This is a genomic window from Streptomyces sp. CA-146814, assembly GCF_050942385.1.
Classification (GTDB): domain Bacteria; phylum Actinomycetota; class Actinomycetes; order Streptomycetales; family Streptomycetaceae; genus Streptomyces.
Genome location: NZ_CP192068.1, coordinates 3539546 through 3564876, shown reverse-complemented (window position 1 = coordinate 3564876; position 25331 = coordinate 3539546). Strand labels below are relative to the sequence as shown.

The 25331-nt window shown below is 72.2% G+C and carries 23 protein-coding genes; 16 read left to right on the top strand and 7 right to left on the bottom strand.

Annotation, left to right across the window (positions count from 1 at the left end; all coding sequences use genetic code 11):
• Window positions 1-40 precede the first annotated feature (40 nt).
• The gene (locus ACQP09_RS15705) at window positions 41-1336 is read left to right on the top strand and encodes an MFS transporter (protein WP_433399847.1); all 1296 of its coding nucleotides are present in this window, start codon (window positions 41-43) and stop codon (window positions 1334-1336) included.
• On the opposite strand, the gene ACQP09_RS15700 is transcribed toward ACQP09_RS15705, so the two are convergent.
• The 3 genes from ACQP09_RS15700 to ACQP09_RS15690 form a co-directional block, all read right to left on the bottom strand.
• Entirely contained in the window at window positions 1318-3009 is a 1692-nt protein-coding gene (locus tag ACQP09_RS15700; RefSeq protein WP_433399844.1) for a serine/threonine-protein kinase, read from the bottom strand. The genes ACQP09_RS15705 and ACQP09_RS15700 overlap by 19 nt on opposite strands.
• Window positions 3010-3279: 270 nt before the next feature.
• On the bottom strand, window positions 3280-3804 hold the full coding sequence (locus tag ACQP09_RS15695) for a MarR family winged helix-turn-helix transcriptional regulator (RefSeq protein ID WP_433406610.1): 525 nt from the start codon (window positions 3802-3804) through the stop codon (window positions 3280-3282).
• Between the two features lie 4 nt (window positions 3805-3808).
• Window positions 3809-4411, bottom strand: coding sequence for a DJ-1/PfpI family protein (locus ACQP09_RS15690; protein WP_432151602.1), 603 nt, complete (start codon window positions 4409-4411; stop codon window positions 3809-3811).
• 182 nt (window positions 4412-4593) lie between these two features.
• Between ACQP09_RS15690 and ACQP09_RS15685 the strand changes: the two genes are divergently transcribed.
• The 3 genes from ACQP09_RS15685 to ACQP09_RS15675 all read left to right on the top strand — a co-directional run bounded on the left by ACQP09_RS15685 (window position 4594) and on the right by ACQP09_RS15675 (window position 7599).
• Window positions 4594-5967 (top strand): aspartate aminotransferase family protein, encoded by a 1374-nt coding sequence (locus ACQP09_RS15685; protein WP_433399841.1) that lies wholly within the window; start codon window positions 4594-4596, stop codon window positions 5965-5967.
• A 142-nt stretch (window positions 5968-6109) separates the two neighbouring features.
• Window positions 6110-6856, top strand: coding sequence for a GntR family transcriptional regulator (locus tag ACQP09_RS15680; RefSeq protein WP_433399838.1), 747 nt, complete (start codon window positions 6110-6112; stop codon window positions 6854-6856).
• A gap of 92 nt (window positions 6857-6948) precedes the next feature.
• Window positions 6949-7599, top strand: coding sequence for a hypothetical protein (locus tag ACQP09_RS15675; protein ID WP_356899703.1), 651 nt, complete (start codon window positions 6949-6951; stop codon window positions 7597-7599).
• Window positions 7600-7764: 165 nt separating this feature from the next.
• Here ACQP09_RS15675 and ACQP09_RS15670 read toward each other — a convergent pair whose 3' ends face one another.
• The gene (locus ACQP09_RS15670) at window positions 7765-8616 is read right to left on the bottom strand and encodes an SLATT domain-containing protein (RefSeq protein ID WP_433406609.1); all 852 of its coding nucleotides are present in this window, start codon (window positions 8614-8616) and stop codon (window positions 7765-7767) included.
• Window positions 8617-9120: 504 nt separating this feature from the next.
• Here ACQP09_RS15670 and ACQP09_RS15665 point away from each other — a divergent pair.
• The 10 genes from ACQP09_RS15665 to ACQP09_RS15620 all read left to right on the top strand — a co-directional run bounded on the left by ACQP09_RS15665 (window position 9121) and on the right by ACQP09_RS15620 (window position 19834).
• A complete protein-coding gene (locus ACQP09_RS15665; RefSeq protein WP_433399834.1) occupies window positions 9121-9465 on the top strand; it encodes a YbaB/EbfC family nucleoid-associated protein in 345 nt (114 codons plus the stop codon).
• Between the two features lie 97 nt (window positions 9466-9562).
• Window positions 9563-10162, top strand: a complete 600-nt coding sequence (gene recR / locus ACQP09_RS15660) for a recombination mediator RecR (RefSeq protein WP_356755652.1) — start codon at window positions 9563-9565, stop codon at window positions 10160-10162.
• A gap of 95 nt (window positions 10163-10257) precedes the next feature.
• The gene (locus ACQP09_RS15655; protein ID WP_433399831.1) at window positions 10258-10917 is read left to right on the top strand and encodes a DUF5063 domain-containing protein; all 660 of its coding nucleotides are present in this window, start codon (window positions 10258-10260) and stop codon (window positions 10915-10917) included.
• 235 nt (window positions 10918-11152) lie between these two features.
• On the top strand, window positions 11153-11662 hold the full coding sequence (locus ACQP09_RS15650) for an SgcJ/EcaC family oxidoreductase (RefSeq protein ID WP_433399828.1): 510 nt from the start codon (window positions 11153-11155) through the stop codon (window positions 11660-11662).
• Window positions 11663-11774: 112 nt separating this feature from the next.
• A complete protein-coding gene (locus tag ACQP09_RS15645; protein ID WP_433399825.1) occupies window positions 11775-13919 on the top strand; it encodes a LamG-like jellyroll fold domain-containing protein in 2145 nt (714 codons plus the stop codon).
• Between the two features lie 143 nt (window positions 13920-14062).
• Window positions 14063-14824, top strand: coding sequence for a DUF1838 family protein (locus ACQP09_RS15640; protein ID WP_433399822.1), 762 nt, complete (start codon window positions 14063-14065; stop codon window positions 14822-14824).
• A gap of 258 nt (window positions 14825-15082) precedes the next feature.
• A complete protein-coding gene (locus ACQP09_RS15635) occupies window positions 15083-16354 on the top strand; it encodes an aspartate kinase (RefSeq protein ID WP_404062028.1) in 1272 nt (423 codons plus the stop codon).
• Complete coding sequence (locus tag ACQP09_RS15630) at window positions 16351-17454, top strand: aspartate-semialdehyde dehydrogenase (RefSeq protein WP_433399818.1); 1104 nt, start codon at window positions 16351-16353, stop codon at window positions 17452-17454. The genes ACQP09_RS15635 and ACQP09_RS15630 overlap by 4 nt, the downstream gene beginning before the upstream one ends.
• A gap of 299 nt (window positions 17455-17753) precedes the next feature.
• A complete protein-coding gene (locus tag ACQP09_RS15625; protein ID WP_432151612.1) occupies window positions 17754-18416 on the top strand; it encodes a SigE family RNA polymerase sigma factor in 663 nt (220 codons plus the stop codon).
• A 59-nt stretch (window positions 18417-18475) separates the two neighbouring features.
• Window positions 18476-19834 carry a hypothetical protein gene (locus ACQP09_RS15620; RefSeq protein ID WP_433399815.1) on the top strand — a complete coding sequence of 453 codons (1359 nt, stop codon included), beginning with the start codon at window positions 18476-18478 and terminating at the stop codon, window positions 19832-19834.
• A gap of 149 nt (window positions 19835-19983) precedes the next feature.
• Here the strand turns inward: ACQP09_RS15620 and ACQP09_RS15615 are convergent, their stop codons facing one another.
• On the bottom strand, window positions 19984-20910 hold the full coding sequence (locus tag ACQP09_RS15615; RefSeq protein WP_433399812.1) for an SURF1 family protein: 927 nt from the start codon (window positions 20908-20910) through the stop codon (window positions 19984-19986).
• A gap of 62 nt (window positions 20911-20972) precedes the next feature.
• On the bottom strand, window positions 20973-22784 hold the full coding sequence (locus ACQP09_RS15610) for a S9 family peptidase (protein WP_433406608.1): 1812 nt from the start codon (window positions 22782-22784) through the stop codon (window positions 20973-20975).
• A gap of 180 nt (window positions 22785-22964) precedes the next feature.
• On the opposite strand from ACQP09_RS15610, the gene ACQP09_RS15605 reads away from it, so the two are divergent.
• Complete coding sequence (locus tag ACQP09_RS15605) at window positions 22965-23807, top strand: class I SAM-dependent methyltransferase (RefSeq protein WP_433399809.1); 843 nt, start codon at window positions 22965-22967, stop codon at window positions 23805-23807.
• Window positions 23808-23866: 59 nt separating this feature from the next.
• Window positions 23867-24277 carry a nuclear transport factor 2 family protein gene (locus ACQP09_RS15600; RefSeq protein WP_380958829.1) on the top strand — a complete coding sequence of 137 codons (411 nt, stop codon included), beginning with the start codon at window positions 23867-23869 and terminating at the stop codon, window positions 24275-24277.
• A gap of 88 nt (window positions 24278-24365) precedes the next feature.
• Here the strand turns inward: ACQP09_RS15600 and ACQP09_RS15595 are convergent, their stop codons facing one another.
• Window positions 24366-25172 (bottom strand): SGNH/GDSL hydrolase family protein, encoded by an 807-nt coding sequence (locus tag ACQP09_RS15595; RefSeq protein WP_433399805.1) that lies wholly within the window; start codon window positions 25170-25172, stop codon window positions 24366-24368.
• Window positions 25173-25331 lie beyond the last annotated feature (159 nt).

The following is a 25331-nucleotide window of genomic DNA, read 5'->3' as shown; positions in this document are numbered from 1 at the left end:
ATCGTACGCTCCACCTCTCCGTCTGCCGAGGAACCGCCCCATGAAGGTCACGCCGGTCATCGACGCCCGCACCCGCCGCTGGCGCGCCGCGCTCTTCCTCTTCATGCTCGCCATCGGCGTGAGCATGGCGTCCTGGGTGGCCAGGACGCCCGGCGTACGCGACGCGCTGGACGTGTCCACCGGGGCGATGGGGCTCGTCCTCTTCGGGCTCTCGATCGGCTCGATGGCCGGTGTGCTGGTCTCCGGCGGGCTCGTGCGCAAGCACGGCGGGCGGCCGGTGATCGCGCTCGGCGCCGGGCTCATCGTCACCGGGCTGCTGGGCGTCGCCGGAGGCGCGGCGCTGGAGGTGTCCGGCGGGGTCTTCGGCGGGCTGGCGCTGTTCGGGGCCGGGATGGGGCTCGCGGAGGTGGCGTTCAACATCGAGGGCGCCGCCGTGGAGCGGACCGTGGGCCGCCCGGTCCTGCCGGTGCTGCACGGCTGCTTCAGCCTCGGCACGGTGGTCGGCGCGCTGCTGGGGATGGGGCTGACGGCGCTACGGTTCCCGGTCGGCTGGCACCTGGCGGCGGTGTCCGTGGCGGTCGCGGCGGCCGCGGTGTGGACCGTACGGGCGGTTCCGCCGGGCACGGGCCGGGAGTCCGGCGAGTCCGGCGATGGCGAGCGGGCCGGGTCCGGTGGTGAGCGTGCCGGATCCGGTGGCGAGCCGGCCGCGTCCGGTGGGTGGCGGGCGCAGCTGGAGGTCTGGCGGGACCGGCGGCTGGTGCTGATCGGGCTGATCGTGCTGGCCATGGCGTTCGCGGAGGGCTCGGCCAACGACTGGCTGCCGCTGCTGATGGTGGACGGCCACGGGACGAGCGCGACGGCCGGTTCGCTGACGTTCCTGCTGTTCGCCGGGGCGATGACGACGGGCCGGTTCACGGGCGGGCCGCTGCTGGTGCGGTACGGGCCCGCGGCCGTGGTGCGGGCCAGCGCGGTCGTGGCGGCGGCGGGCGTGGCGCTGGTGGTGTTCTCGTCCAGCGCGCTGCTCGCCGGTGCGGCGGTCGTGCTGTGGGGGCTCGGCGCCTCGCTGGGGTTCCCGGTCACGGTCTCGGCGGCCGGGGAGGGCGCGGGGGCCCGGGAGGCTACGGCCCGGGTCGCGGCGGTCTCGACGGCCGGCTACGCGGCGTTCCTGGTCGGCCCACCCTCGCTGGGTTTCCTGGCCGACCACGTGGGGCTGCGGTCGGCGATGATCGTGGTGCTGGTGCTGCTGGCCGGGGCGGCGCTGATCACCGGGGCGCTGTGTAGGCGGACCGCTTCCCCGGTGGCCGAAGTGCCCGCGCCTCACTCCGACCTGGTGTAGATCAGGCTCTCGCCCGAACCGGTCGTCGCCCGGCGCAGGCTGCCGTCCGGGAGGAGGGTCAGCTCGGTGGGCTTGCCGGGGGAGCAGGAGGCGGCCGGGCGGCCCACGGAGACGGTGGAGGGGCCGATGAGGACCGGTTCGCCGTCGCCGGGGCGGGCGGCCAGGGGCGCGATGAACTCGCAGTGGTACGTGGCGCCGAGCGCCAGGGGGCCTTCGGCGGTGAGCGAGAGGACCTGGTCGCCGACGTCGCCCTGCCGGATGGTCAGCTTCCGGGTGGACCCGCCCCGGTCGCCGGGGATGGCGGCGGTCCAGGTGCCGAGGTAGTCACCCGGTACGGCGCCCTCGTCGCCGGTCCCCGCCGGGTCGCCGGAGGCGGAGGCCGAGGCGGACGGGCCGGGGGTGGGCGTGTCGCCGCCCTTGTTGTTCATGAACGCGTACACGGATCCGCCGGCGCCTATCGCCACGACCAGCGCCACGGCGACGAGAGCGACGGTCGCTCCGGCGGACCGGCGCGCGGGGGTGGGTGCCGGGGCCGGCGGCGGCGTGAAGTAGGCAGGCGGGAGCGGGGTGTTGTACGTCGGGCCGGGGTGGTAGCCCTGGTTGTACGGGGCTGGGGGCTGGTGGACGTACGGGGGTGGCGTCGGGGCCGGCGGGGGAGTCGCCGCCTGCGTGGGCAGGGCGTGGACGGGGGCGGGGGGTGTGGGGGCGGGGGATGTGGCGGCCGGGACCGCCGGCGCCTCCGGGTCTTCCGCGTCGAGCAACCCCACCGCATGGCGGCCCAGTTGGGCGATGAGGGTGGCGGGGAGCCAGGGCTCGTCGGCCTGCGGCTCGCCCAGCCGGGCCAGGAGCTCGTCGGTGGAGGGCCGGGCGGCCGGGTCCTTGGCCAGGCACTCCCGTACGACGTCGGCCAGCTCCGCCGGAACGCCGGTCAGGTCCGGGTCCTCCTGGGTGATCCGGAACATCAGGGCGTGCACCCCACCGCTCTCGGCCGCGCCGAACGGGAGCCGGCCGGTCGCCGCGTAGGCGAGCACCGAGCCCAGGCAGAACACATCGCACGCCGTCGTCACGCGCTCGCCCCGCACCTGCTCCGGGGCCATGAACCCGGGCGAGCCGATCATCGCTCCGGTGCGGGTCAGGTCGCCGTCGGCCAGGGACTCCAGGGCGCGGGCGATGCCGAAGTCGATGACCCGGGGGCCGTCGATGGTGAGCAGGACGTTGGAGGGCTTCAGGTCGCGGTGGATGAGCCCGGCGCGGTGGATGTGCTGGAGGGCGTGGGCGAGGCCGGAGCCGAGGAGCTGGACGGAGCGGAGTGGCAGCGGTCCGTACGCGCCCGAGTCCGCGACCGGGGCGCCGGGGCGGCCGGAGACGATGCGGTGGAGGGAGGGGCCGGCGACGTAGCCGGTGGCGACCCAGGGGACCGGGGCCTCGGTGTCGGAGTCCAGGACCGGGGCGGTCCAGGCGCCGCCGACCTGGTGTGCGGCGCGGACCTCCTGGCGGAACCGGGCGCGGAACTCGGGCTGTTCGGCGAGCTCGCGGCGGACGAGCTTGAGGGCGACGGTGCGGCCTCTCTCGGAGCGGGCGAGGAAGACCTGGCCCATACCGCCTTCGCCCAGGCGGGCGAGGAGGCGGTAGGCGCCTATGCGGTGCGGGTCGTCGGGTCCGAGCTTGTCCATGTGCGCTTCCTCCCCTGCGGCCCGCACGAGAATAGCCCCGCGGCCGTGGGGACTGCCGCCGCCCTCTACGACATGCCCCCGCGCCCCTTGGTTCCGCCTCCCCCCAGCCCGTCCGGCGTGCATTCCCAGCCCGTCCGCCCGCACCCCCCAGCCCGTCCGGCGTTTGAGGACGGAACCGGGGATTGCACGGGCTCGGCGCGCAGGGTAGAGCGGTGCTCCGGGGGAGCGGAGTATTGAGGGTGCGCCCCCAACAAGGCGAGGGTTCCGTCCTCAAACGCCGGACGGGCTGGGGTGGCCCCCCGACGGGCTGGGGTGGCCCCCCGACGGGCTGGAACCGCCCCCCGTCACCGCCTCCACCGCCCCCGCCAACCGCTCCAGCACCCGCACCGCCTCCGCGAACCCCTCCTCCCCCAGCTCCTCCGCCAGCCGCGCGGCGAACTCCGCGTGGGGCGGGTCGATCCGGGACACCGCCTCCCGCCCCGCAGCCGTCACCCGCAACAGCTTCGCCCGCCGGTGGGCCGGGTTCTCGGCGTACTCCGCGAGCCCCCGCCCCACCAGCAGATCCGCGACCCGCTGCACGCTCTGCCGGGTGATCCCCATCTCCCGCGCGATCCCCGCCACCGGCAACGGCCCCGGCAGCACCGCCCCCAGCACCTGCCACCAGGCCGCCGTCAGCCCACCCGGCCTGGCCAACTCGTCCGCCACGCCCAGGAACTGCCCGTTCAGCCGGAACACCGTCAGCGCGGCCCGGCTCAACAACTCCTGCCGGGACGGGACTTCCCCCACGCCCCCCATACGCTCACTCACCCTCCAGCACCTCGTACGCACTCGGGTCCGAGTCATGGAACAGCCGGTACCAAGCCCCCAGCTTCTCCGGCCCGTACACCCCCAGCAGCCCGAACACCTCCCGCGCCAGCGCCACCGGCTCCGTCGGCCCGGCCGTGATCAGCCCGCCGTCCGTCACCGCGTCCGCGTCCACGTACCGCGCGCCACCTCCGTACCCCGTCGCCGCCAGGTAGAAGGAGACCGCGCTCGTGTGCGCCCGGTCGTCGAGCAGCCCCTCGCGGGCCAGCCCGGCCGTCGCCCCGCAGATCGCCGCGACCGGCACCTCCGCGTCGAGGAAGGCCCGCGCCGCACGCGCGAACGGGGCCAGGTCGTCGCCCGCGTCCCAGAGCCCGGCCCCGGGCAGGATCAGCAGCGCGCTGTCCTCGGGCCGCAGCTCGGCGAGGGCCAGATCGGGCTGGATGCGGAGCCCGCCCATGGTGCTGACCGCCTCCCGGTCCGGCCCCACGGTCCGCACGGTGTAGCCGTTCTGCGCGAGGAACGCGGTGGTGTACCCGGTCTCCCAGTCGGCGAGCGTGTCGTACACGGCGAGATGGACCACAGAGCTGGTGCCGGTCATGGCAGCCTCCCGAAGTAGATGACAGAAGACTGTCATAATGACAACATGCTGTCAATTGCACGTGGCGACACGCTGTGCGTCGAACCTCGGGCACCCGGACCCGACACCCTGCCGAACCGCGCGCCCCACGCCGTACAACATGGCCATGGAACCGCCCTCCCACCAGCACCTACGCTCCCCGCATGACCCCTCATGCCCCTCATGCCCCGTACGCCGACCCCGCGGCCGGTGCGGCCGTGAAGGCCGCGGACCGCGCGCACGTGTTCCACTCCTGGTCCGCCCAGGGCCTCATCGACCCGCTCGCCGTCGCCGGCGCCGAGGGGTCCTACTTCTGGGACTACGACGGCAACCGCTACCTCGACTTCACCAGCGGGCTCGTCTACACCAACATCGGCTACCAGCACCCCACCGTCGTCGCCGCGATCCAGGAGCAGGCGGGCAAGCTCGCCACCTTCGCGCCCGCGTTCGCCGTCGAGTCGCGCTCCGAGGCCGCACGCCTCATCGCCGAGCGCACGCCGGGTGACCTGGACAAGATCTTCTTCACCAACGGCGGGGCCGAGGCCGTCGAGAACGCCATCCGCATGGCCCGGCTGCACACCGGCCGTACGAAGGTGCTCTCCGCCTACCGCTCGTACCACGGCGCCACCTCCACCGCGATCAACCTCACCGGCGACCCGCGCCGCTGGCCCTCCGACAACGGCTCGGCCGGTGTCGTACGTTTCTGGGCGCCGTTCCTCTACCGCTCGCCGTTCTACGCGCAGACCGAGGCCGAGGAGTGCGCCCGCGCGCTCCAGCACCTGGAGGACACCCTCGCCTTCGAAGGGCCGTCCACCATCGCCGCAGTCATCCTGGAGACCATCCCGGGCACGGCCGGGATCATGACCCCGCCGCCCGGCTACCTCGCGGGCGTCCGCGAGATCTGCGACCGGTACGGGATCGTCTTCGTGCTCGACGAGGTGATGGCCGGATTCGGCCGCACCGGCGCCTGGTTCGCCGCCGACCACTTCGACGTCGTGCCGGACCTGCTGACCTTCGCGAAGGGCGTCAACTCCGGTTACGTACCGCTCGGCGGCGTCGCCATCAGCGCCGAGATCGCCGCCACCTTCGAGACCCGCCTCTACCCCGGCGGCCTCACCTACTCCGGCCACCCGCTCGCCTGCGCCGCCGCCGTCGCCACCATCGGCGTCATGGAGGACGAGAAGGTCGTCGAGAACGCGGCCCACATCGGCGAGACCGTCCTCGGACCCGGACTGCGCGAACTCGCCGAACGCCACCCGTCGGTCGGCGAGGTGCGCGGCCTCGGCGCGTTCTGGGCGCTGGAGCTGGTCCGCAACCGCGAGACCCGAGAACCGCTCGTCCCGTACAACGCCTCCGGCGAGGCGAACGCCCCGATGGCGGCCTTCGGCGCGGCGGCGAAGAAGCAGGGGCTCTGGCCGTTCATCAACATGAACCGCACCCACGCCGTTCCCGCCTGCAACGTCACCGAGGCCGAAGCCAAGGAGGGTCTCGCGGCGCTGGACATCGCGCTCGCGGTGGCCGACGAACACACGGTGTAGCCGTACGGACACTCTCGCGTACGCAATCGCCTCCCGCCGTGCCCGAAATCGGGCACGGCGGGCCGCTGCCTTAAGGTGACCCGAGCCGAAAGACGGCCGAACCCGGCCGGACACGGTCGGCGAACCGGAAGGGCGGCCACCGATGGTGCCGAGCGGAGGCGTGACCCGCAGTACGCTGCGCCAGCAGATCGCCGACGCGCTGCGCGACGAGGTGCTGGCCGGGCGGCTGCGTCCGGGCCGGGCGTTCACCGTCAAGCAGATCGCGGAGCAGTACGGCGTCTCCGCGACGCCCGTCCGCGAGGCGCTGTTCGACCTCTCCGCGCAGGGCCTGCTCTCCTCCGACCAGCACCGCGGCTTCCAGGTCCACGAGTTCACGATTGCGGACTACCGGGCGATGGTGGAAGCCCGCTCCCTCGTCGTCGAGGGCATCTTCCGCTCGCCCGCCGACCAGGTCTCCGTCCGCCCCGAGGCGCTCGCCCCGATCCGGCGCCGGGCCGCGGAGGCCGTCCGCGCGGCGAAGGGCGGCGATCTCGACGTACTGATCGGGTACGACCTCCGCTTCTGGCGGGAGCTCGGGGCCTTCGTCCTCAACCCGTACATCACCGCCTTCCTCGCCAAACTCCGCGTCCAGGCCTGGGTGTTCGCCGTCCACCGGCTGCGCGGCGAGCGTGCGGACGAGCGGGTGCTGTGGTTCGGCCACGAGGAGCTCGTCGAGGCGATCGCGGGCGGCGACCGCGGCGAGGTGCTGGCGGTGATGCAGACGTACTACGCCCACGCGCTGGCCTGGGCAGACCACCTGGAGGCGCAGGAGTCCCGGCGGTCCCGGGAGGCGCAGGAGCCACGGGGATCCCAGGAGCCCCCGGAGTCCCGCGAGCGCCCGGAAGGGTAGGGACCCTCCGCGCTGCCGGGCCCCTGTGCGTGACGTACACCTCGCATTACGCTGTTCCGACGATCGCCGAACCCGTTGGAGAGCGAGACTTCGTGGCCTGTGACCTGTGGCTGGTCCCCCTCGTCGATGTGCTGTGCCACAGCCCCGACAATCCGTTCGCCGAAGAGATCGCCGTCTACGACCGGGCGCTGAACGACGCGGGCCTGCCGCCCGTCCCGGTCTTCGCCTACATGCCGGGCCTCAACGGAGACGTGGCCCCGGTGGCGGGCTTCGACTACGACGCCCTGCACTTCCTGCGCCGCGCCTACCTGCTCCAGCTGAGCGGTCTGGCGGTCACCCCGGTCGAGGGCCTCGGCGGTGACTACGAGCAGCTGCTGGAGATGTTCGAGCAGACCGCGCAGCAGTCACACCTGGTCTGGCACTACGACCACGCCGGCGCGTACGTTCCGCTCGACTTCCCGCACCCGCTCTCGAACGACGCGCTGCTGGAGGGCGGCGGCCCGCTCGGCTCCGCGCACGGCCTGCTGCGCGAGCTGGAGTACGTGGCCCCGTCCATCGGCATCGACCCGGCCAACCCCCCGGCCGCCCCGCAGCCGCCACCGGGCCCCACGGCCCTGGAGGAACCGGCGAGCCCCCTCCCGTACGACGACAGCCCGTTCGCGAGAGAGCGCCACGTCTGGCTGGGCCTCCACGCGGCAGCAACCCGCTCCCTGGCCCAAGGCTCCATGATCATCTTCAGCTGACACCCGTGCCGCACTCACTCCAGCCCGTGCCGCGCACTCCAGCCCGTGCCGCGCCACTTCCAGCCCGTCCGGCGTTTGAGGACGGAACCCTGAGTCGGGGGCTCCCGAGCCGGACGGACAACTCCAGCCCGTCCGGCGTTTGAGGACACCCCCCCCGGGGGCCACCTACCTCGGCGCCTCAGGCGGCCGCTGCCGAGGCATGTTCGGCCGAGCGGCCACGGACGGCATCGAGAACCGCCCAGGCACCCCCCCCGGCTCCGCCCTCCCCCCCGCAGTGCCCGACACCAACGCCTGCGTCCCCATAGGCGCCGGCCCCGCCCGGAACTCCACCATCCAGTCCGCCGTCTCCGACCGCACCAGCTCCGTGATGTCCTCGGAGAACCGCCGCAACACCCCCAGGCACCGCTCGGCCGCCTCACTGGCCGTCCCCTCGGTCGGCCCGAGCGTCTCCCGTACGCACTCCGACGCCCAGTCGAACTGGAGCACCTGGAGCCGCCGCTGCACGGCCTGCGCGGTGGCGAGGTTCCTTATCCAGCCGGAGGTGAGGCCGAAGTACCGGTCGCACCCCATGCAGGCGGCGCCCAGCAGCAGCGACAGGTACCCCCACCCCGCCGACCCGCTCAACGTCCCGGTCAGGTCCAGCAGCGGCAGCCCGGCCCCCGCCACGACCCCGAGCGCGGTGCCCAGCCGCAGGGCCCGGGCTCCTCGGCGCTTCCACGCGCGGTCGGTGAGGTACCAGTCCGCTGTCGCGAGGGCGCCGGACTCGACCCAGCGGTAGAGCTCGTCGAGCCGCTCGGCGGGTTCGCCCCAGTCGCCGAGCGGAAAGGGCCGCCCGGTCAGATCGCGCCCGCCGGCCCCGGACCCGCCACCCCAGGCCCCACCGGCCCGGGCGCCACCACCGCTCCCGGCCCTGCCGCCACCCGACCCGTCCCGCCCTCCGGCCCCTCCGCCGCCACTGCCCCCACCGACACCGACACCGCCACCGCCACCGGCGGCACGGCCCCCACCGCTCCCCACCCCACGACCCCCGCCGCTCCCACCGGCTCCGGCTCCGGCTCCCGCTCCGGCTCCACCGGCTCCACCGACCGCTCCGGCGCGGGAGCCAGAAGCGGAACGCTCCACTCCGATCTCACCGGAACCCGCATCGGACTCCTTGCGGGGCGGCCCCTCGGGCTGCATCTCCGGCTGACTCACCGGGGCACTCCTTCGCACTCTGACGGACGGAACGGACGCTCAGGGCTTCCTCGCGGACAACGCGGGCGGCGTGGGTAACTCTGCGTCACCACGCATGCGCGCAGGCGTACCGATGTGCATGCCCTTCCTACCGCCGAATGGTGGGCTGCGGAGTCGAAATCGCGGGATTCCCGCCTGCGCGGGGCCGCTGGTCAGGTATAGGAGCCTTCACGGCGGTTGACGAAACTCACCCGAAAGAGTTGGTCCCCGGCGGGTGGAGCGCGGTGACCGGTGAACACGTAGGCTCGGCTTACCGAAACATTTGTCGTCGAAATGCCAGGAGTGACCGTGATTCCCGGTGGTGGCCAGCCCGATATGCAGCAGTTGCTCCAGCAGGCCCAGAAGATGCAGCAGGACCTCGCCGCGGCCCAGGAGGAGCTGGCGAGGACCGAGGTCGACGGACAGGCGGGCGGAGGCCTCGTGAGGGCCACCGTCACCGGCTCCGGCGAGCTGCGGGCCCTGGTGATCGACCCGAAGGCCGTGGACCCGGAGGACACCGAGACGCTCGCCGACCTCGTGGTGGCGGCCGTCCAGGCGGCCAACGAGAACGCGCAGGCGCTCCAGCAGGAGAAGCTCGGCCCGCTGGCGCAGGGCCTGGGCGGCGGCGGCTCGATCCCGGGCCTCCCGTTCTGACCCTGTCGACCCTGTCCGTCCGATCAGGCCCGGGGGCCTACTGGTACCGACCCGTACCCACTACGGTACGGAGCAGGAAGCGAAGAAAGGCGTTCCGTTGTACGAAGGCGTTGTTCAGGACCTCATCGACGAACTGGGCAGGCTGCCCGGCGTCGGTCCCAAGAGCGCGCAGCGGATCGCCTTCCACATCCTCCAGGCCGAGCCCACCGACGTACGCCGTCTCGCCCATGCCCTCCTGGAGGTCAAGGACAAGGTCCGGTTCTGCGCCGTGTGCGGCAACGTCGCCCAGCAGGAGCAGTGCGGGATCTGCCGCGATCCGCGCCGCGACCAGAGCGTCATCTGTGTGGTCGAGGAGCCGAAGGACGTCGTGGCGATCGAGCGGACGCGCGAGTTCCGCGGCCGCTACCACGTCCTGGGCGGGGCGATCAGCCCCATCGAAGGCGTCGGCCCCGACGACCTGCGCATCCGCGAGCTGCTGGCCCGGCTCGCGGACGGCTCCATCACGGAGCTGATCCTGGCGACCGATCCCAACCTGGAGGGCGAGGCCACCGCGACGTACCTGGCGCGGATGGTCAAGCCGATGGGCCTCAGGGTGACCCGGCTGGCCAGCGGCCTGCCGGTCGGCGGCGACCTGGAGTACGCCGACGAGGTCACGCTGGGCCGCGCGTTCGAGGGAAGGCGGCTCCTGGATGTCTGACACGAAGGCCACGGCCTCTCAGCCCTCCCGCGTACGGCTCCTCGCTTCCCCGTCTGCTCCACCGTCTGTGACCGCGCCCACGGGAGGTCCCCTCGATGTCTGACGCCACGCTGAACTCCGTCACGCAGGACCCGGGCGACTTCGCCGTCCAGATCGCGGACCAGATCAAGACGTTCATCGTCGCGGTCACCGAGGTGTCCAAGGTCGACGAGCCGGAAGAGGCCGTCCCGGTCCTGCTCCTCCAGGTCTCGCAGCTCCTGCTCGCGGGCGGCCGCCTCGGCGCGTACGAGGACGTCCTGCCCGACGAGCGGTACGAGCCGGACCTCGGCGCCGAGCCGGACGCGGACGGCCTGCGCGAGCGGTTCGCGGCCCTGCTGGAGCCGATCGACGTCTACTCCGAGGTCTTCGACCCGTACGAGCCCCGCAAGGCCCCGGTCCCGCACCGCATCTCCGACGACCTGGCCGACCTGGTCACCGACCTGAGCCACGGCCTCGCCCACTACGAGGCGGACCGCACGGCCGAGGCGCTCTGGTGGTGGCAGTTCTCCTACTTCTCCAACTGGGGCTCCACCGCCTCCGCCACCCTCCGCGCCCTCCAGTCCCTGGTCGCCCACATCCGCCTCGGCCAGCCCCTGGAAGAGCTCGACGGCCTGGACACCGACCAGGACCCGGGCGAGGACGACCTGGCGGAGGAGGCGGGCCGCGTGATGCTGGAGGAGATCGCGGGTCCGCTGGGGCTGCGACCGGTGAAGTAGCGGGGTCGGCAGGACACCCGAGGTGTGCGTTTCGCTCGTTCGAGCTGAGGACATGAGGAACCGCTTCTGCTCGGTCGCGGCGCACGCCGCGCAAGCGGCGGTCGCCATGCCGGCGGACAGAGGGCGGACAGCGGACCCGCTCCGGGCCGGCCACCCCTTGACCTCAACCGCACTTGAGGCGTGAGGCTCGTCCTGCCCGGACCGACCGGCCGGCACCACACGGCAGGAGACCCTCATGAGCACCGGAACCCCCACCGTCCTCGGCGTGCCCGCCCCGCAGGAGGACGTCGACGCGATCGTCGCGTTCGTGGCGGCCGTGCAGGACGCGCAGCGGAAGGCGGACCCCGACGCGTTCCTCGGCGGCTTCCGCGAGGACGCCATCTGGACCACGGCCCACGGCAAGAGGCTCACCGGCCTGCCGGAGATCGCCGCTTTCACCCGCAAGGTGCTCCCGCCCCAGGCGGACTCCCCGGTGACCGCCACGTACACCGTCGACCTCATCCTCTTCATCCGCCCCGACGTCGCCGCGGTCAAGATCCGCCAGCGGCCGGCGACCCGCGACGGAGGCCGGTTCCTGGACGAGGTCTTCCACGGCCAGGAGGACCCGGCCGAACTCATCGCCGCCCACCCCGAGTCGGTCCCCGGCACCCCGACCTACGTCCTGGCGAAGGACGACGGCGTCTGGCGCATCGCGGCCGCGCAGAACACCTCGGTCATCGACGCGCAGACACTGACGGCGGGGTGAGGACGACCCCGCCCGCCCCGGGACGGCGATATTCGCGAGCGGTTGTCATAGGCCGCTGTTAGCCTCCCCCGGCCGACGATCTTCGGAGGCAGGACAGGGGAGGGGTACGCGCATGGCGGGACGTACGGGACATGGACGAGCGAGACGGGCGGCCGCGGTGGCGGTGATCGCCGCCGGGACGGTGCTGGCGACGCCGGGCACCGTGTTCGCAGCCCTCGGCGGGCTGGAGCCGAAGCAACCGCTGGTCGCCGATCTGGGGACGGGCGGCGCACCGTGCGCCTCTGGTGCGGAGCGGCCCTTTGTGAGGTCCGTGCCGCAGCTGACCGCACGGCTGTACGGCCCCGGCGGCGGACAGCCGGGCGAAGTGAGCCGCGTAAGCGGTGAGTTCGAGGTGTGGTGGCAGGGCGAGGGCGGTGCCGAGGAGCGCGTGACCATGACCACCACCCCGAGGCCCGACACCACCCCCTTCACCTGGCAGCTGCCGGGCGAGATCCCCGACGGGGCCGTCGTCTCCTGGCGGGTGCGTGCCGTCAACGACGCCGGGGCGTCGGCCTGGAGCAGCGAAGGGGCCGGAGCGCCCTGCGAGTTCGTGTACGACCGCACCGTGCCGGACGCGCCGGTCGTCACCTCCTCCGACTACCCGGACGACGGCACGTGGACGCCCGGCGTCGGGGTCCGGGGGACCTTCCACGTCACGGCGCAGGCCGAGGACGTCACCGCCTTCAGCTACTCCTTCATCGGCGGCCCGCTGAAGACGGTCCAGGCCGGCCCCGACGGGTCCGCCGAGATCCGTTTCCTGCCGGAGAAGAGCGGCTCGCAGACCCTCTCCGTGCAGGCAGAGGACCGCGCCGGCAACCGCGGCCCGAGCACCCGCTACACCTTCCGGATCAGTACGGGCCCCGCCCCGGTGGCGCAGTGGAAGCTCACCGACGCGGCGGGCTCCCGCTCGGCCGCCGCGGAGACCGGTAGCGCCGCCCGCGCCGGTGCGGGCGTCACCTTCGGCGCATCCGCGCCCTCCGGCACCCCGCTCACCTCCACCGCCTCGCTCGACGGATCGGGACACGGCTTCCTGACCCCGGGCGCCCCGGCCGTCACCGACACCGCGAAGACCTTCGCCGTCGGCGGCTGGGTGCGGCCGGGACGCGTGGACGGCACCCGTACGGCCCTCTCGCAGGACGCGGGCACGGCGCGCGCCTTCACTCTGGGCCTGACCCAGGTTGCGGGCGGCCCGAAGTGGTCCTTCTCCGTCGGCGGAGCACGGGTCACGGGCGGTCTGCCCGAGACCGGCGCGTGGGCGTATGTGCTGGGCCAGTACGACGCGGAGACCGGAACGGCACGGCTGTACGTCAACGGCCGCGCGGCCGGCGAGGAGGTGGCCGCCGTCCCCGTGGCGGGCGAGGGCGCCTTCCAGATCGGCCGGGCGCGCGGCGCGCAGGGCTACCGGGACCGCTGGCAGGGCGAGATCGGTGACGTGCGCGCGTACGACCGGATCGTCGTGGCCTCCGAGGTGGAGGACCTCGCCACCCGTGCCGCGCGGCGGCTCGGCCACTGGGCGCTCGACACCGCGCCGGGCGGCCTCGCTCCGGAGGAGGGCGGCGGTGCACCGCTGAAGCTGGGAACGGGAGCCTCGCTCTACCGCCTCGACGACCCGTGCGACCCGCTGGACCTGGAGTGCGGCTGGGACTTCCCGCTGGAGGCGGACGGTGACGGCCACCTCCGTCTCGACGGCGTCGCCGGCCACGCGGTCACGGACGCGCCCGTGGTCGACACCTCGGGAAGCTTCACCATCAGCGTCCGCGTCCGGCTCACCGACGACGCGCCGACGAAGCCGATGACCGCGATCTCCCAGGGCGGCGAGCACGGTGACGCCTTCAAGGTGCGCTACGACCCCGAGAACTTCAGCTGGGACCTGGTGATGTCGCACGCCGACGAGCCGGGCGCGCCGGAGACCGTGCTCAGCCGTATCGAAGGGCCGGACGGCAACCAGGGGATCGGCCACCGGCTGACCGTCGTTTACGACGCCTCGGTCAAGCAGGTGTCCTTCTACGTGGACGGGGTGAAGCTCGGCGAAGGCGGTACGGCCGACTTCGCCGCCGCCTGGAAGAGCACGGGCGGGCTCCAGCTCGGCCGGGGCCGCACCGCCGACGGGTGGGGCGAGTATCTGCACGGCGCGGTGGACAGCGTGTTCGCCTACGAGGGCGTGCTGTCCGAGCGGGACATCAACCATTTGCCGTGGCTTCTGGCCGCCGGCCACTGACCGCCGACCGCTTACCGCCGGCCACTGACCGCGGGCCGGTGACCGCTGTTGAAAGCCACCGCCGCCCGGATCTCATGTCCGGGCGGCGGTGGCGTTGCCGCACAGTGGGACGTATGACGACACCCGCAGGGACTCCCTCAGAGATGACCCCCTCAGAGCCGCCGACCCCCGCAGAGCTGCTCCGCTCCCTCGCCCGCACCCGCGCCTCGCTGGACGGTGAGGAGGTCACGTACTGGTGGTCGGGAGACGTGTACTCCTGGGCGCCCGACGAGCCCTATCAGCGCCTCTTCGGCTTCGAGGGGCTCAACGTCGCCCGCCTGGTCCAGGACGCCGAGGCCGGTCCGGACGCGTACCGGCTGCTCACCAGGGAAGCCGCGTTCTACCTGGACCCCGCCACCCGCGAGATCCTGGAGACCTGGCAGGACCGGCCGGTGGTGCACGTCTGGAACGACCCGGCCAACCAGAAGTGGCGGCCCTTCCCCGTCCCGGTGACCGAGCTCGGCGGGCAGGTCTGCTTCAGCCTGGAGATCCCGCTCGCCTACCCGTCGCCGCTGCCGGTCGACCGGTATCCGGAGCACTCGGCCGGTGACACCTACAAGGCGCTGGAGCTCTTCCAGTTCTTCGCCGACCGCGCCGACCTGGCCGGACCGGCGCCGAGCGTCCCGGCCACCATGTCGTGGTCCCGCATGTCGCCGTGGCTGCCGTGGATGGCCCAGGGGCAGCGGCCCGGCGGCCTCACCTTCCACTGCCGGGGCCGCAAGCTGGGCTCGTACGGCGAAGTCCCGGAGCGGACCCGCGCGTACATCGCGGACCGCCACCCGGAGTTCGCCCACGCCCCGGCGGAGTGGAGCGAGCCGAACGAGACGAGCTGGACGTACTTCCGCAAGCTCCACCCGATGCCGTGAGCAGTCATGCCGTGAGCAGTCATGACGCGTACCCCGACCGGCGCCGCCGACTCGCGCATTCCACCCCGAAGGTGTGGGCTGGGACACAAAAGGGAGTGCGCTCCTCCGGTGCTGGGCAGCAGCCTCGTACGAGCAGTTCGGGTCGACACGCCGTACCGGGTTGTGGGCGGGACATCTCACCATCTGGTAGGGACGGGTCGATTCCGGGCTGCTCGTTAAACTGAGCCGACCGCAGTAATGACTGAGCGAGGAGCGCACGTGGGCCTTGTCGTGCAGAAGTACGGAGGCTCCTCCGTAGCCGATGCCGAGGGCATCAAGCGGGTCGCCAAGCGAGTCGTCGACGCCAAGAGGAACGGCAACCAGGTGGTTGTCGTGGTGTCCGCGATGGGTGACACGACGGACGAGTTGATAGACCTCGCCGAGCAGGTTTCGCCGATCCCTGCCGGCCGTGAATTCGACATGCTGCTGACCGCCGGCGAGCGGATCTCCATGGCCCTGCTGGCGATGGCGATCAAGAACCTGGGTCACGAGGCCCAGTCGTTCACGGGCAGCCAGGCCGGTGTCATCACCGACTCGGTCCACAACAAAGCGCGCATCATCGACGTCACGCCGGGCCGCATCCGGACCTCGATCGACGAGGGCAACATCGCCATCGTCGCCGGGTTCCAGGGTGTGAGCCAGGAAGGCAAGAACATCACCACCCTCGGCCGCGGCGGGTCGGACACGACCGCCGTCGCGCTGGCCGCCGCGCTGGACGCCGAGGTCTGTGAGATCTACACGGACGTCGACGGCGTCTTCACCGCGGACCCCCGGGTCGTGAAGAAGGCGAAGAAGATCGACTGGATCTCCTTCGAGGACATGCTGGAGCTGGCCGCGTCCGGCTCCAAGGTGCTGCTGCACCGGTGCGTCGAGTACGCACGCCGTTACAACATCCCGATCCACGTCCGCTCGTCCTTCTCCGGACTGCGCGGAACCTGGGTCAGCAACGAGCCGCAAGGGGACCAGAAGGTGGAGCACGCGATCATCTCCGGAGTCGCCCACGACGTCTCGGAGGCCAAGGTCACCGTCGTCGGCGTCCCGGACAAGCCGGGCGAGGCGGCCGCGATCTTCCGCGCCATCGCCAACGCCGAGGTCAACATCGACATGGTGGTGCAGAACGTCTCCGCCGCGTCGACCGGCCTGACGGACATCTCCTTCACCCTCCCCAAGGCCGAGGGCCGCAAGGCCATCGACGCCCTGGAGCGGGCCAAGGGCGCCATCGGCTTCGACTCCCTCCGCTACGACGACCAGATCGCCAAGATCTCCCTGGTCGGCGCCGGTATGAAGACCAACCCGGGCGTCACGGCCGGCTTCTTCGAGGCGCTCTCCGACGCGGGCGTGAACATCGAGCTCATCTCGACATCCGAGATCCGTATCTCGGTCGTCACGCGTGCCGACGACGTCAACGAGGCCGTGCGCGCCGTGCACACCGCCTTCGGCCTCGACAGCGACTCCGACGAGGCCGTCGTCTACGGAGGCACCGGACGATGACCGTACGCCGCCCTTCGCTCGCGGTCGTCGGTGCGACCGGGGCGATCGGCGGCGTCATGCTCCGGATCCTCTCGCAGCACGCGGACGTCTGGGGCGAGGTCAGACTCGTCGCCTCACCGCGCTCGGCCGGCCGGAAGCTGGTCGTGCGCGGTGAGGAGAGTGAAGTCCTCGCGCTGAGCGAGGACGTGTTCGACGGCATCGACGTGGCCCTCTTCCTGGTGCCGGACGAGGTGTCCGCCCGCTGGGCGCCGATCGCCGCCTCCAAGGGTGCCGTGGTGATCGACGACTCGGCTGCCTTCCGGCTCGACGACGACGTACCGCTGGTCGTCCCGGAGATCAACTCGCACGCCGCCCGGCTCAGACCGCGTGGCATCGTCGCGTCCCCGAACTGCACCACGCTGTCGCTGATCGTCGCGATCGGCGCGCTGCACGCGGAGTTCGGGCTGCGCGAGCTGATCGTCTCCTCCTACCAGGCGGTCAGCGGCGCCGGCCGCGACGGCGTCCGCGCTCTGCGTGAACAGCTCTCGCTGGTGGCCGGTACGGAGCTGGGCACCCACCCCGGCGACGTACGGCGGGCGCTGGGCGACGGCGCCTCCGCCGCGCCGAACAGCCCGAACACCCCGAACAGTCCGTTCAGCCCCTTTGCCGCGCCGGTCGCCCTGAACGTCGTGCCCTGGGCCGGTACGGACGCCGGCGACGGCTGGTCCTCCGAGGAGCTCGCCCTCCGCGAGGAGTGCCGCAAGGTGCTGGGCCTGCCGGACCTGAAGACCACCGCGACCTGCGTGTACGTCCCCGTCATCGCGACGCACTCCATGTCCGTCCACGCGCGCTTCGAGAACGAGGTCGCCGTCGACCGGGCCCACGAGATCCTGGCGACCGCGCCCGGCGTCGTCCTCTTCGACAGCCCGGCCTCCGGCGATTTCCCGACCCCGTCCGACGTCGTGGGCACCGACCCCACCTGGGTCGGCCGGGTACGGCGCTCGCTGGATGATCCCCGGGCCCTGGAAATGTTCATTTGCGGCGATAATCTCCGTAAAGGTGCCGCTTTGAACGTGGCGCAGATCGCGGAATCGGTGGCCGCCGAAATTACTTCTGCCTGAACAGGCCTCGATCTCGTGCGGATTGGTCGAACCTGTTTTGTAGGATCTGTGAACGCCCTATGAGCAATTACCTCGTCGAAACCCCTTGAGCTGGGGCGTTGTCATATCCGACGATGATCTCCCGGCCTTCTGCAACCGCACGTCGGCCGGGCGGCGTCTCAGACGTCACTTCTTGCGTGACGGGGACGCGTTTACGGGGCATTTGGGGAAGAGCAGGTACGTATGAGGGCATGTCGCACAGTGCCGAACGTGGCGCCGTACGCGTACAACCCTGGCGGGGGGAAGCGTGTCCAACAGGCGTGGCAGAGGTTCTCGACATCACTGTGGTGGGCCCGTTCCGAGGTCCGACCGTGCGTCCGCCCCGGCGGCTTCGCGCGCCCGGCGGCATGCCGGTGATCGCGCCCATGCCCGCTGCGCGCCCCGCCCAGCTGCCCTCGCAGCGCGGGGGTGCTGACGAGACGGTGGCAGCAGGAACCACGGTCGACCACCTCACCGAGACCTACCGCGCCCACTACCGCTCGCTGCTCGGCCTCGCGGCGCTGCTGCTGGACGACACCGCGTCCTGCGAGGACGTGGTGCAGGAGGCGTTCATCCGCGTGCACTCGGCACGCAACCGCGTCCGGGAACCCGAGAAGACCCTCGCGTACCTCCGCCAGACCGTCGTCAACCTCTCGCGCTCCGCGCTGCGCCGCCGCATCCTGGGGCTCAAACTGCTCTCCAAGCCGATGCCGGACATGGCGAGCGCGGAGGAGGGCGCGTACGACCAGCTGGAGCGGGACGCGCTGATCAAGGCCATGAAAGGGCTCCAGCGGCGCCAGCGCGAGGTGCTGGTGCTGCGCTACTTCGCGGACATGACGGAGGCTCAGGTCGCGGAGACGCTGGGAATTTCGCTGGGCTCCGTCAAGGCGTACGGTTCCCGCGGTATCGCGGCGCTGCGCGTCGTGATGGAGGCCCAGACGTGAGCGGGCCCCGCCGGCACCACGAGCACAGGCACGAGAATGACCCGACGGGAAACGGAATTGTGAACCACGGGCCGGAGAAGACGCCGCAGACCGGTAAGGACCATCTGGGCCGCCCGGACGGCTTGGACGGTACGGACGGCACGGACCGGCAGGACGGTACGGATCACTCGGGCCGCCCGGAGGCTGCCGAGGCCAGGGACTCCGGTGGCCCGGGTGGCCCGGGTGGCCCGGCCGGTCCTGGTGACGCGGCCGACCTCAGCGCTCCCGCCGACCCTGCGGACCTCGCCGAGTCCGCCGCCGGACCCGCCGGTACGCTCACCGACCTCTTCGGACGCGTCCGGAGCAGGCGCTCAGCCGGTGCCGGACCAGGCTCTGGCGGCGGCCCCAGCGGCCCCAGCGGCTTCGGCGCCGACGGCGAGCTCGACGAGGTCGTCCTGCGACGGATGCTGCACGGTGCCGTGGGGGACCTCGAACCCTCCGACCGGACCCTGGAACATCTCCAGCGCGCGGTGCCCGCCCGGCGGGCCCGTCGGCGCCAGGCCGTCGTCGGCGCGGCCGCGGCGGCACTGCTGATCGGCACAGCGGTCCCCGCCTTCGTACACGTGACGAACTCCGACGGCCCCGCCACCGCATTCCCCGCCATCGCCGGTCACGGCGAGCAGGCCCAGGGCGGCAACGGCGAGGAGCCCGACCCGCAGGCACCGGCAGACCGGACCGTGGAGCCCACCGACCAGGAGAGCCGGGGCGGCACCGGCGAACCGACCCCCTCCGTCAGCCCTTCGGCGGACCGCACCAAGGACCCGGAGGGCGGCGCCGCGACGGGCGGAGTCTCCACGCCGCCGAACATGGACTTCGCCGCCCTGCCGGTCTGCGACCCGAGCCAACTCGGCGTCGCCTCCGCGGCAGCAGGCGCCCCGGGCCCCGACGGCAAGGTGTACGGCAGCTTCAAGATCGCGAACGTCTCCGGCGCCGACTGTACGGTCAGCAGCAACGGCACCGTCGGCTTCACCGCCCTCGGCGCCGCCGACCCGCTCAAGATCACGGTCATTCAGCACACGGCGGGCGACGCGGCCCCCGGTCTGCCCGACCCCTCGCAGGAGCCGGGCACGGTGCTGCTGAAGCCCTCCATGGCCTACGAGGTGCAGTTCGCCTGGGTCCCCGCCGACACCTGCCCGACCGTCGCGCCCTCACCCACCCCGACCCCGTCACCCGACGGCAGCGCCACCGGTGGATCAACGGGCGAAGACTCCGGCCAGTCCGGCACCGACACGCAGTCGCTGCACCAGGACGGCTCCACGGCGGACGGCAGCATCGCCGTCACGCACACCCCGGAGACGGGCGCACCCACGGCCGAGACGAAGATCGAGAACGCCTGCTCGGGCACGATCTACCGGACGGGCGTCCTGGCCACCTCGTAGCCCGCCAGAAGCCCCGCCCTACCCGAAGCCCCGCCCTACCCGAGGGCACGAGCGACCGAGGGCACGAGCGACCGAGGCCACGAGCGAGCCCGAGGCCGCGACCGACCGAGGCCGCGACAAGCTCAGCCCGCCCTGTCGGCGAACCGCGCCTACGACCCCTGCACGCTCCCCGGCGCCTTCGCCGCCACTGCTGCGCCGCCCACCGCTCCGGCCTCGGGCTCCGCAGGGCCCCCGGCCTCGCCCTCGGGCTGAGCCTCGGGCTCCGCAGCGTCCGCCGCCCCCACGGCCTCCCCACTCTCCCCGCCCTCCGGGACCAGCCCGAGAGCGACATCGCGGACGGCCTCGGCCTCCCGGCGGACCAGCCGGAACCACATGAAGAGCACGAAGCCCGCGAAGACGAACCACTCACCCGTGTACCCCAGGTTCTGGAACGCCTTCAGGTCGAGCCCACTGCCCAGCGGTGCGGCGGCGGGCACCGGCTTCATCGCGCCGCCCGTACCGCCCGTCTCCGCCTCGGGCAGCGTCACCCAGGCGTCGTACACGTCGTAGTCGACCAGGTTCACCAGCGACGCGGCACTGATCATGCCGAGCTGGCCCGCCGGGAGCCCGCCCCTGGTGTTGACGCCGTCGCTGTGGATGTTCTCGGAGGCCTGGAGGTCGCCGGTCACGGTGACTTCGCCCTGCGGCGCGGCCGGTACGGGGACGCTGCCCGCGGTGCCGGGCAGCCACCCGCGTACCACCGGCAGGGCCTTGCCCCCCTCGGTCCGCAGCAGGTTCAGGACGTAGAAGCCCTGCCGCTCGTCCAGCTCACGGCCGGGGACCAGGAACTGTTCGCCGTACGTTCCGGTCGCGACGGCCGGGCGGCCGGACGTCACCTTGTCGACGGGCAGCAGCTCGTCCAGCGGCTTCGCGGCCCGGGTGCTCGGATCGGGCTGCTTCTCCGCCTGCTCGTGCGACTGCACACGATCCTCGAAGCGGCCGAGCTGCCAGGTGCCCATGAACACGCAGAACGGGATGGCCAGCACGACGAAGAGGTTGATCCCCCACCATCGCGGGGTCAGCAGGAACCGGTACACCCCACCAAGGTACGGTTCCCCGCTCCGGCCCTCCGGAGCGGGGTCGCCCCTTTATCCACCCCTTACGCCTCCAGCACGTCACCACCCCCCAGATGCTTCAGGGCGAACTCCAGCTCCAGCCGCACCTGCTTGATGCGCTCCTCCACCACGAGCGACCCGTGCCCGGCGTCGTACCGGTACACCTCGTGCACCGCGCCGCGCGCCGCCAGACGGTCCACGTAGTTCTCCACCTGACGGATGGGGCACCGCGGATCGTTGACGCCCGCCGAGATGTAGACGGGGGCGCGCACCGCGTCGACATACGTCAGCGGGGACGAGGCCTCGAACCGCTCGGGCACCTCCTCCGGCGTCCCGCCCAGCAGCGTGCGGTCCATCGCCTTCAGGGCCTCCATCTCGTCGTGGTACGCCGTGACGTAGTCCGCGACCGGCACGGCCGCCAGGCCCAGCGCCCAGGCGTCGGGCTGGGTGCCGAGGCCGAGCAGGGTGAGATAGCCGCCCCAGGACCCGCCGGCCAGCACCAGGCGCTGCGGGTCAGCCAGCCCGGACTTCACCGACCACTCCCGCACGGCCGCGATGTCCTCCAGCTCGATCAGGCCGACCCGGTGCTTGAGCGCGTCCGTCCAGGCGCGGCCGTACCCGGTCGAGCCGCGGTAGTTGACCCGTACGACGGCGAAGCCGTGGTCCACCCAGGCGGCGGGCCCGGAGGCGAAGGCGTCGCTGTCGTGCCAGGTCGGCCCACCGTGGATCTCGAAGACGGTCGGGAACGGGCCGTCCCCGGTGGCGGGCTTCTGCACGAGGGCATGGATCCGGCCCCCAGGCCCCTCCACCCACGCGTCCTCGACGGCCACCGACGCCGGCGCCTTGGCACCGGGCGGGTCCAGGACCACCGCACCGCTCGTCGACCGCACCACCGGCGGCTGCGCGGCCGAGGACCAGAGGTACTCCACCGTCCCGTCCGGCCGGGCCGTGGCGCCCGACACCGTCCCGGCGGGCGTCTCCACCCGCACGGGCTCCGCGGCCCCCGGCTCGTACCGCCACAGCTCGCTGCGGGCCTCGAAGCTGTGCTCGATGAGCAGGGCGGAGCCGTCCGGATACCACTCGGCGCCCACATCACCGGGCAGGTCCACGGGGAGCGCGGTCTCCGTACCCGCGACCGGGTCCCAGATCATCGGCTCCCAGCGGCCCCGGCGCTGGTGCCCCACGAGCAGCCGGGTGTCACCGGCCACCGGCACGAAGCCCAGCACGGCGAGCCCGAGCTCCTTGGTGCCGCCCTCGGTGTCGTCCAGCTCGGCCACCGTGGAGCCGTCGGGCCGCACCACGCGCAGGGCGGAGTGCATGGCGTCGCCGTGCTCGGTGTGCTCCAGCGCGATGAGCGTCCCGTCGTACGAGAGGTCCCCGACCCCGGCGGACTCCCGGTGCCGGTAGATCTCGTGGATCTCGACGGCCGTGCTCCCGCTCCCGTCGCCCGGCTTCCGCACCAGGTGGACGGTGGTCCCGTCCTCATCGGTGGACCGGCCGATCACCGAGGTCCCGTCGCGCCCGATGGCGAGGCCCGCCGGATAGGAAGGCGCGAGGCCCGGGGCGGCGGGCTCGTCCTCCCCGCCGCCGAAGGGCTGGCGCATCCACACGCCGAACTCGTCGCCATCGGTGTCGCTGAACCACCAGATGGCCTCGCCGTCCGGCGTCAGCACGCCGTCGGTGGTCCCGTTGGGCCGGTCGGTGACCTGGCGCTGTTGCCCGCTCGCCCGGTCCCAGGCGTACAGCTCGTAGGTCCCGGTGGCATTGGAGACGAAGAGCGAGCGGTCAGGCGCGTCCTCGGCCCAGTCGGGCAGGGACACCCGGGGCGCGCGGAACCGCTGCTCCCACTCCGGCATGGTCGAGATGTTCTCCGATTCGCTCATGCCTCCATCCAACCCGATCACCGACTCGGCCGGAGAAGCCTGTCCACAACCACGCTCTGATCATCGGACCGGCCCATCCGATGATCGGACCAACCCTGTCCGCCTGTGGATAACGGCTCGCGCCCCTCCCACCCGGTGGGTAACTTTTCGGATATGCACTCCCCGACCCCGGACGACTGGCAGGACGCCAACCGCGCACGCTGGGACGAGCGTGTGCCGATACACGTGGCGAGCGACTTCTACGACCTGGAGGCGTTCCGCGCGGGCACGGACGTGCTGCGCCCGTTCGAGCTCGTGGAGGTCGGCGACGTCACGGGAAGGACCCTGCTCCACCTCCAGTGCCACATCGGCCTCGACACCCTGTCCTGGGCGCGGCAAGGCGCCACGCAGGTGGTGGGCCTGGACTTCTCCGAGCCCGCCGTGGAGACCGCCCGGGGCCTGGCCGAGTCGCTGGGCCTGGGGCCGGACCGCGCGGCGTTCGTGACGGCCGACGTGTACGACGCCCCGACGGCCGTCCCCGACTCCTCGTACGACATCGTCTACACAGGCACCGGTGCGCTGAACTGGCTGCCCGACATAGGTCGCTGGGCCGAGACGGCGGCCTCGCTGGTCGCGCCCGGCGGCTTCCTCTACCTGGCGGAGTTCCACCCGCTCACCGACGCGCTGGACGACGGCACCGGCTCGGTCGTCACCCATGACTACTTCAGCCGCGAGGCTTGGGTGGACGAGACGCCCGGGACGTACGCCGACTTCGACGCGCCGACCGTGCACAACCGCAGCGTCGAGTGGCAGCACCCGCTGAGCGAGGTGGTGACGGCGCTGGCCGCGACCGGCCTGCGGATCGAGTTCCTGCATGAGCACGACGCCACGCTCTTCCCGCGCTTCGGCACGCTGGAGCGCGGCACGGACGGCCACTACCGCTTCCCGGCGGACCGCCCGAGGATTCCGCTGATGTACTCGCTGAAGGCGACGCGCCCCAAGCCGCAAGGGACATGACCACAGCTCAGCGACGGCTCTCCGGCCGATTGTCAGTGCCGCACGACACACTCACTCCCATGACGCACGAGACAAGCGGGAACACCACCACGGCCGGCCTGCGCACGGCGGTGGAGACGTACTGGGCGACGGCCGACGCCCGCGACTGGGACGCCTTCGCGGCGACTCTGGCGGACGACGTGGTGTACGAGCTGCCGCAGACCAGGGAACGCATCCACGGCAAGGAGCGTTACGTCCGGTTCAACCAGGAGTACCCGGGCGACTGGCACATCCGGATCGAGCGGATCGTCGCGGACGCGGAGGGCCGGCAGGCGGCCGCCCGGACCGAGGTCACGGTCGGACCCGAGGAGACACACGCGATCCACTTCTTCACCTTCGACGACCGCGGCCTGATCACCGGTGTGACGGACTTCTGGCCGGAGTCGTACGAACCCCCTGCAGGCCGCGAGCACTTGGTGGAGAGGTACTGAACAAGCGGGCTGGGGAAACGCGCGGAGGCGGCCCGCCGAACCACCCGGCGAACCGCCTCATTTCAGGTACCGCTGCCGCTCCTCCCCGCTACGCCGCGGACCGGAAGGCAGGCAGGTAGCCGCCCGACTGCCCGGCGGCGGTGGGGTGGTAAGAGTTCTGGACGGGCACGGTCACGCTGTGGAGCCAGGGGTCGCCCGAGCACAGCTCATGCCCGGTGAACTCGTCGACGACGCTGGAGAAGGCGAACCCGGCATCGGCGGCCCGCTTGGCGAGCACCCCGTTCAACACGTCCGACGCATCGTTGATCGCGGCCCGCTCGGCCTCGGTGAGCCCCGCGACGCAGCTGCCCGACAGCTGGTAGAAGCGCGGATACCCGAGGACGACGACCTGGGCGGAGGGCGCCCCGGCGCGGATACCGGCATACAGCGAGTCGAGGCTCCCGGGCAGAGAGCTGTTCATCTTGGCGACCGCGGCATCGACACTGCTGATGCAGGTGGCCTCGCTCCCCAGTACGCAGTCCTGCATGACATCGGCGAACCCGACGTCATTGCCCCCGGCCGTAACGCTGACCAGCGAGGTGGAGGCGTCGAGCACCCCCAGCTGACCACTGGCGACGGAGGAAGTGGTGGCGCCGGAACAGGCGACGAAGGCGAACGAGGTGGGGGAGTTCGCCGCCGCCCACAGCTGCGGATAGGCGTTGGCGCTGCGCCGGCAGTCACCGCTGTCGGGGAGATAGTCCCCGGCGCCGACACCGGAGGAGTAGGAGTCACCGAGCGCGACATAACCGCCGGCCGCGACCGAGTCCGCCGCGACGGCGCTCCCGGCAACACCGAGCGTGGCCACGGCGGCGAGAGCGAAAGTGGAGAGGGACGCCCAGAACCTGCGTACGGACATGGCTGCCGACCTTCGAAGTGTGGGGGGCGGGTGGGGGGTTGAAGGAGCGATGCAGTGTCTAGCAGCTCCCGGTACCCACCGGTAATGCCCACGCAAGAAGTCGTCTGATATGCCCGGATGATCGCGCGGGGCCCTATGCTCCGCGCGTAGATAAACGCT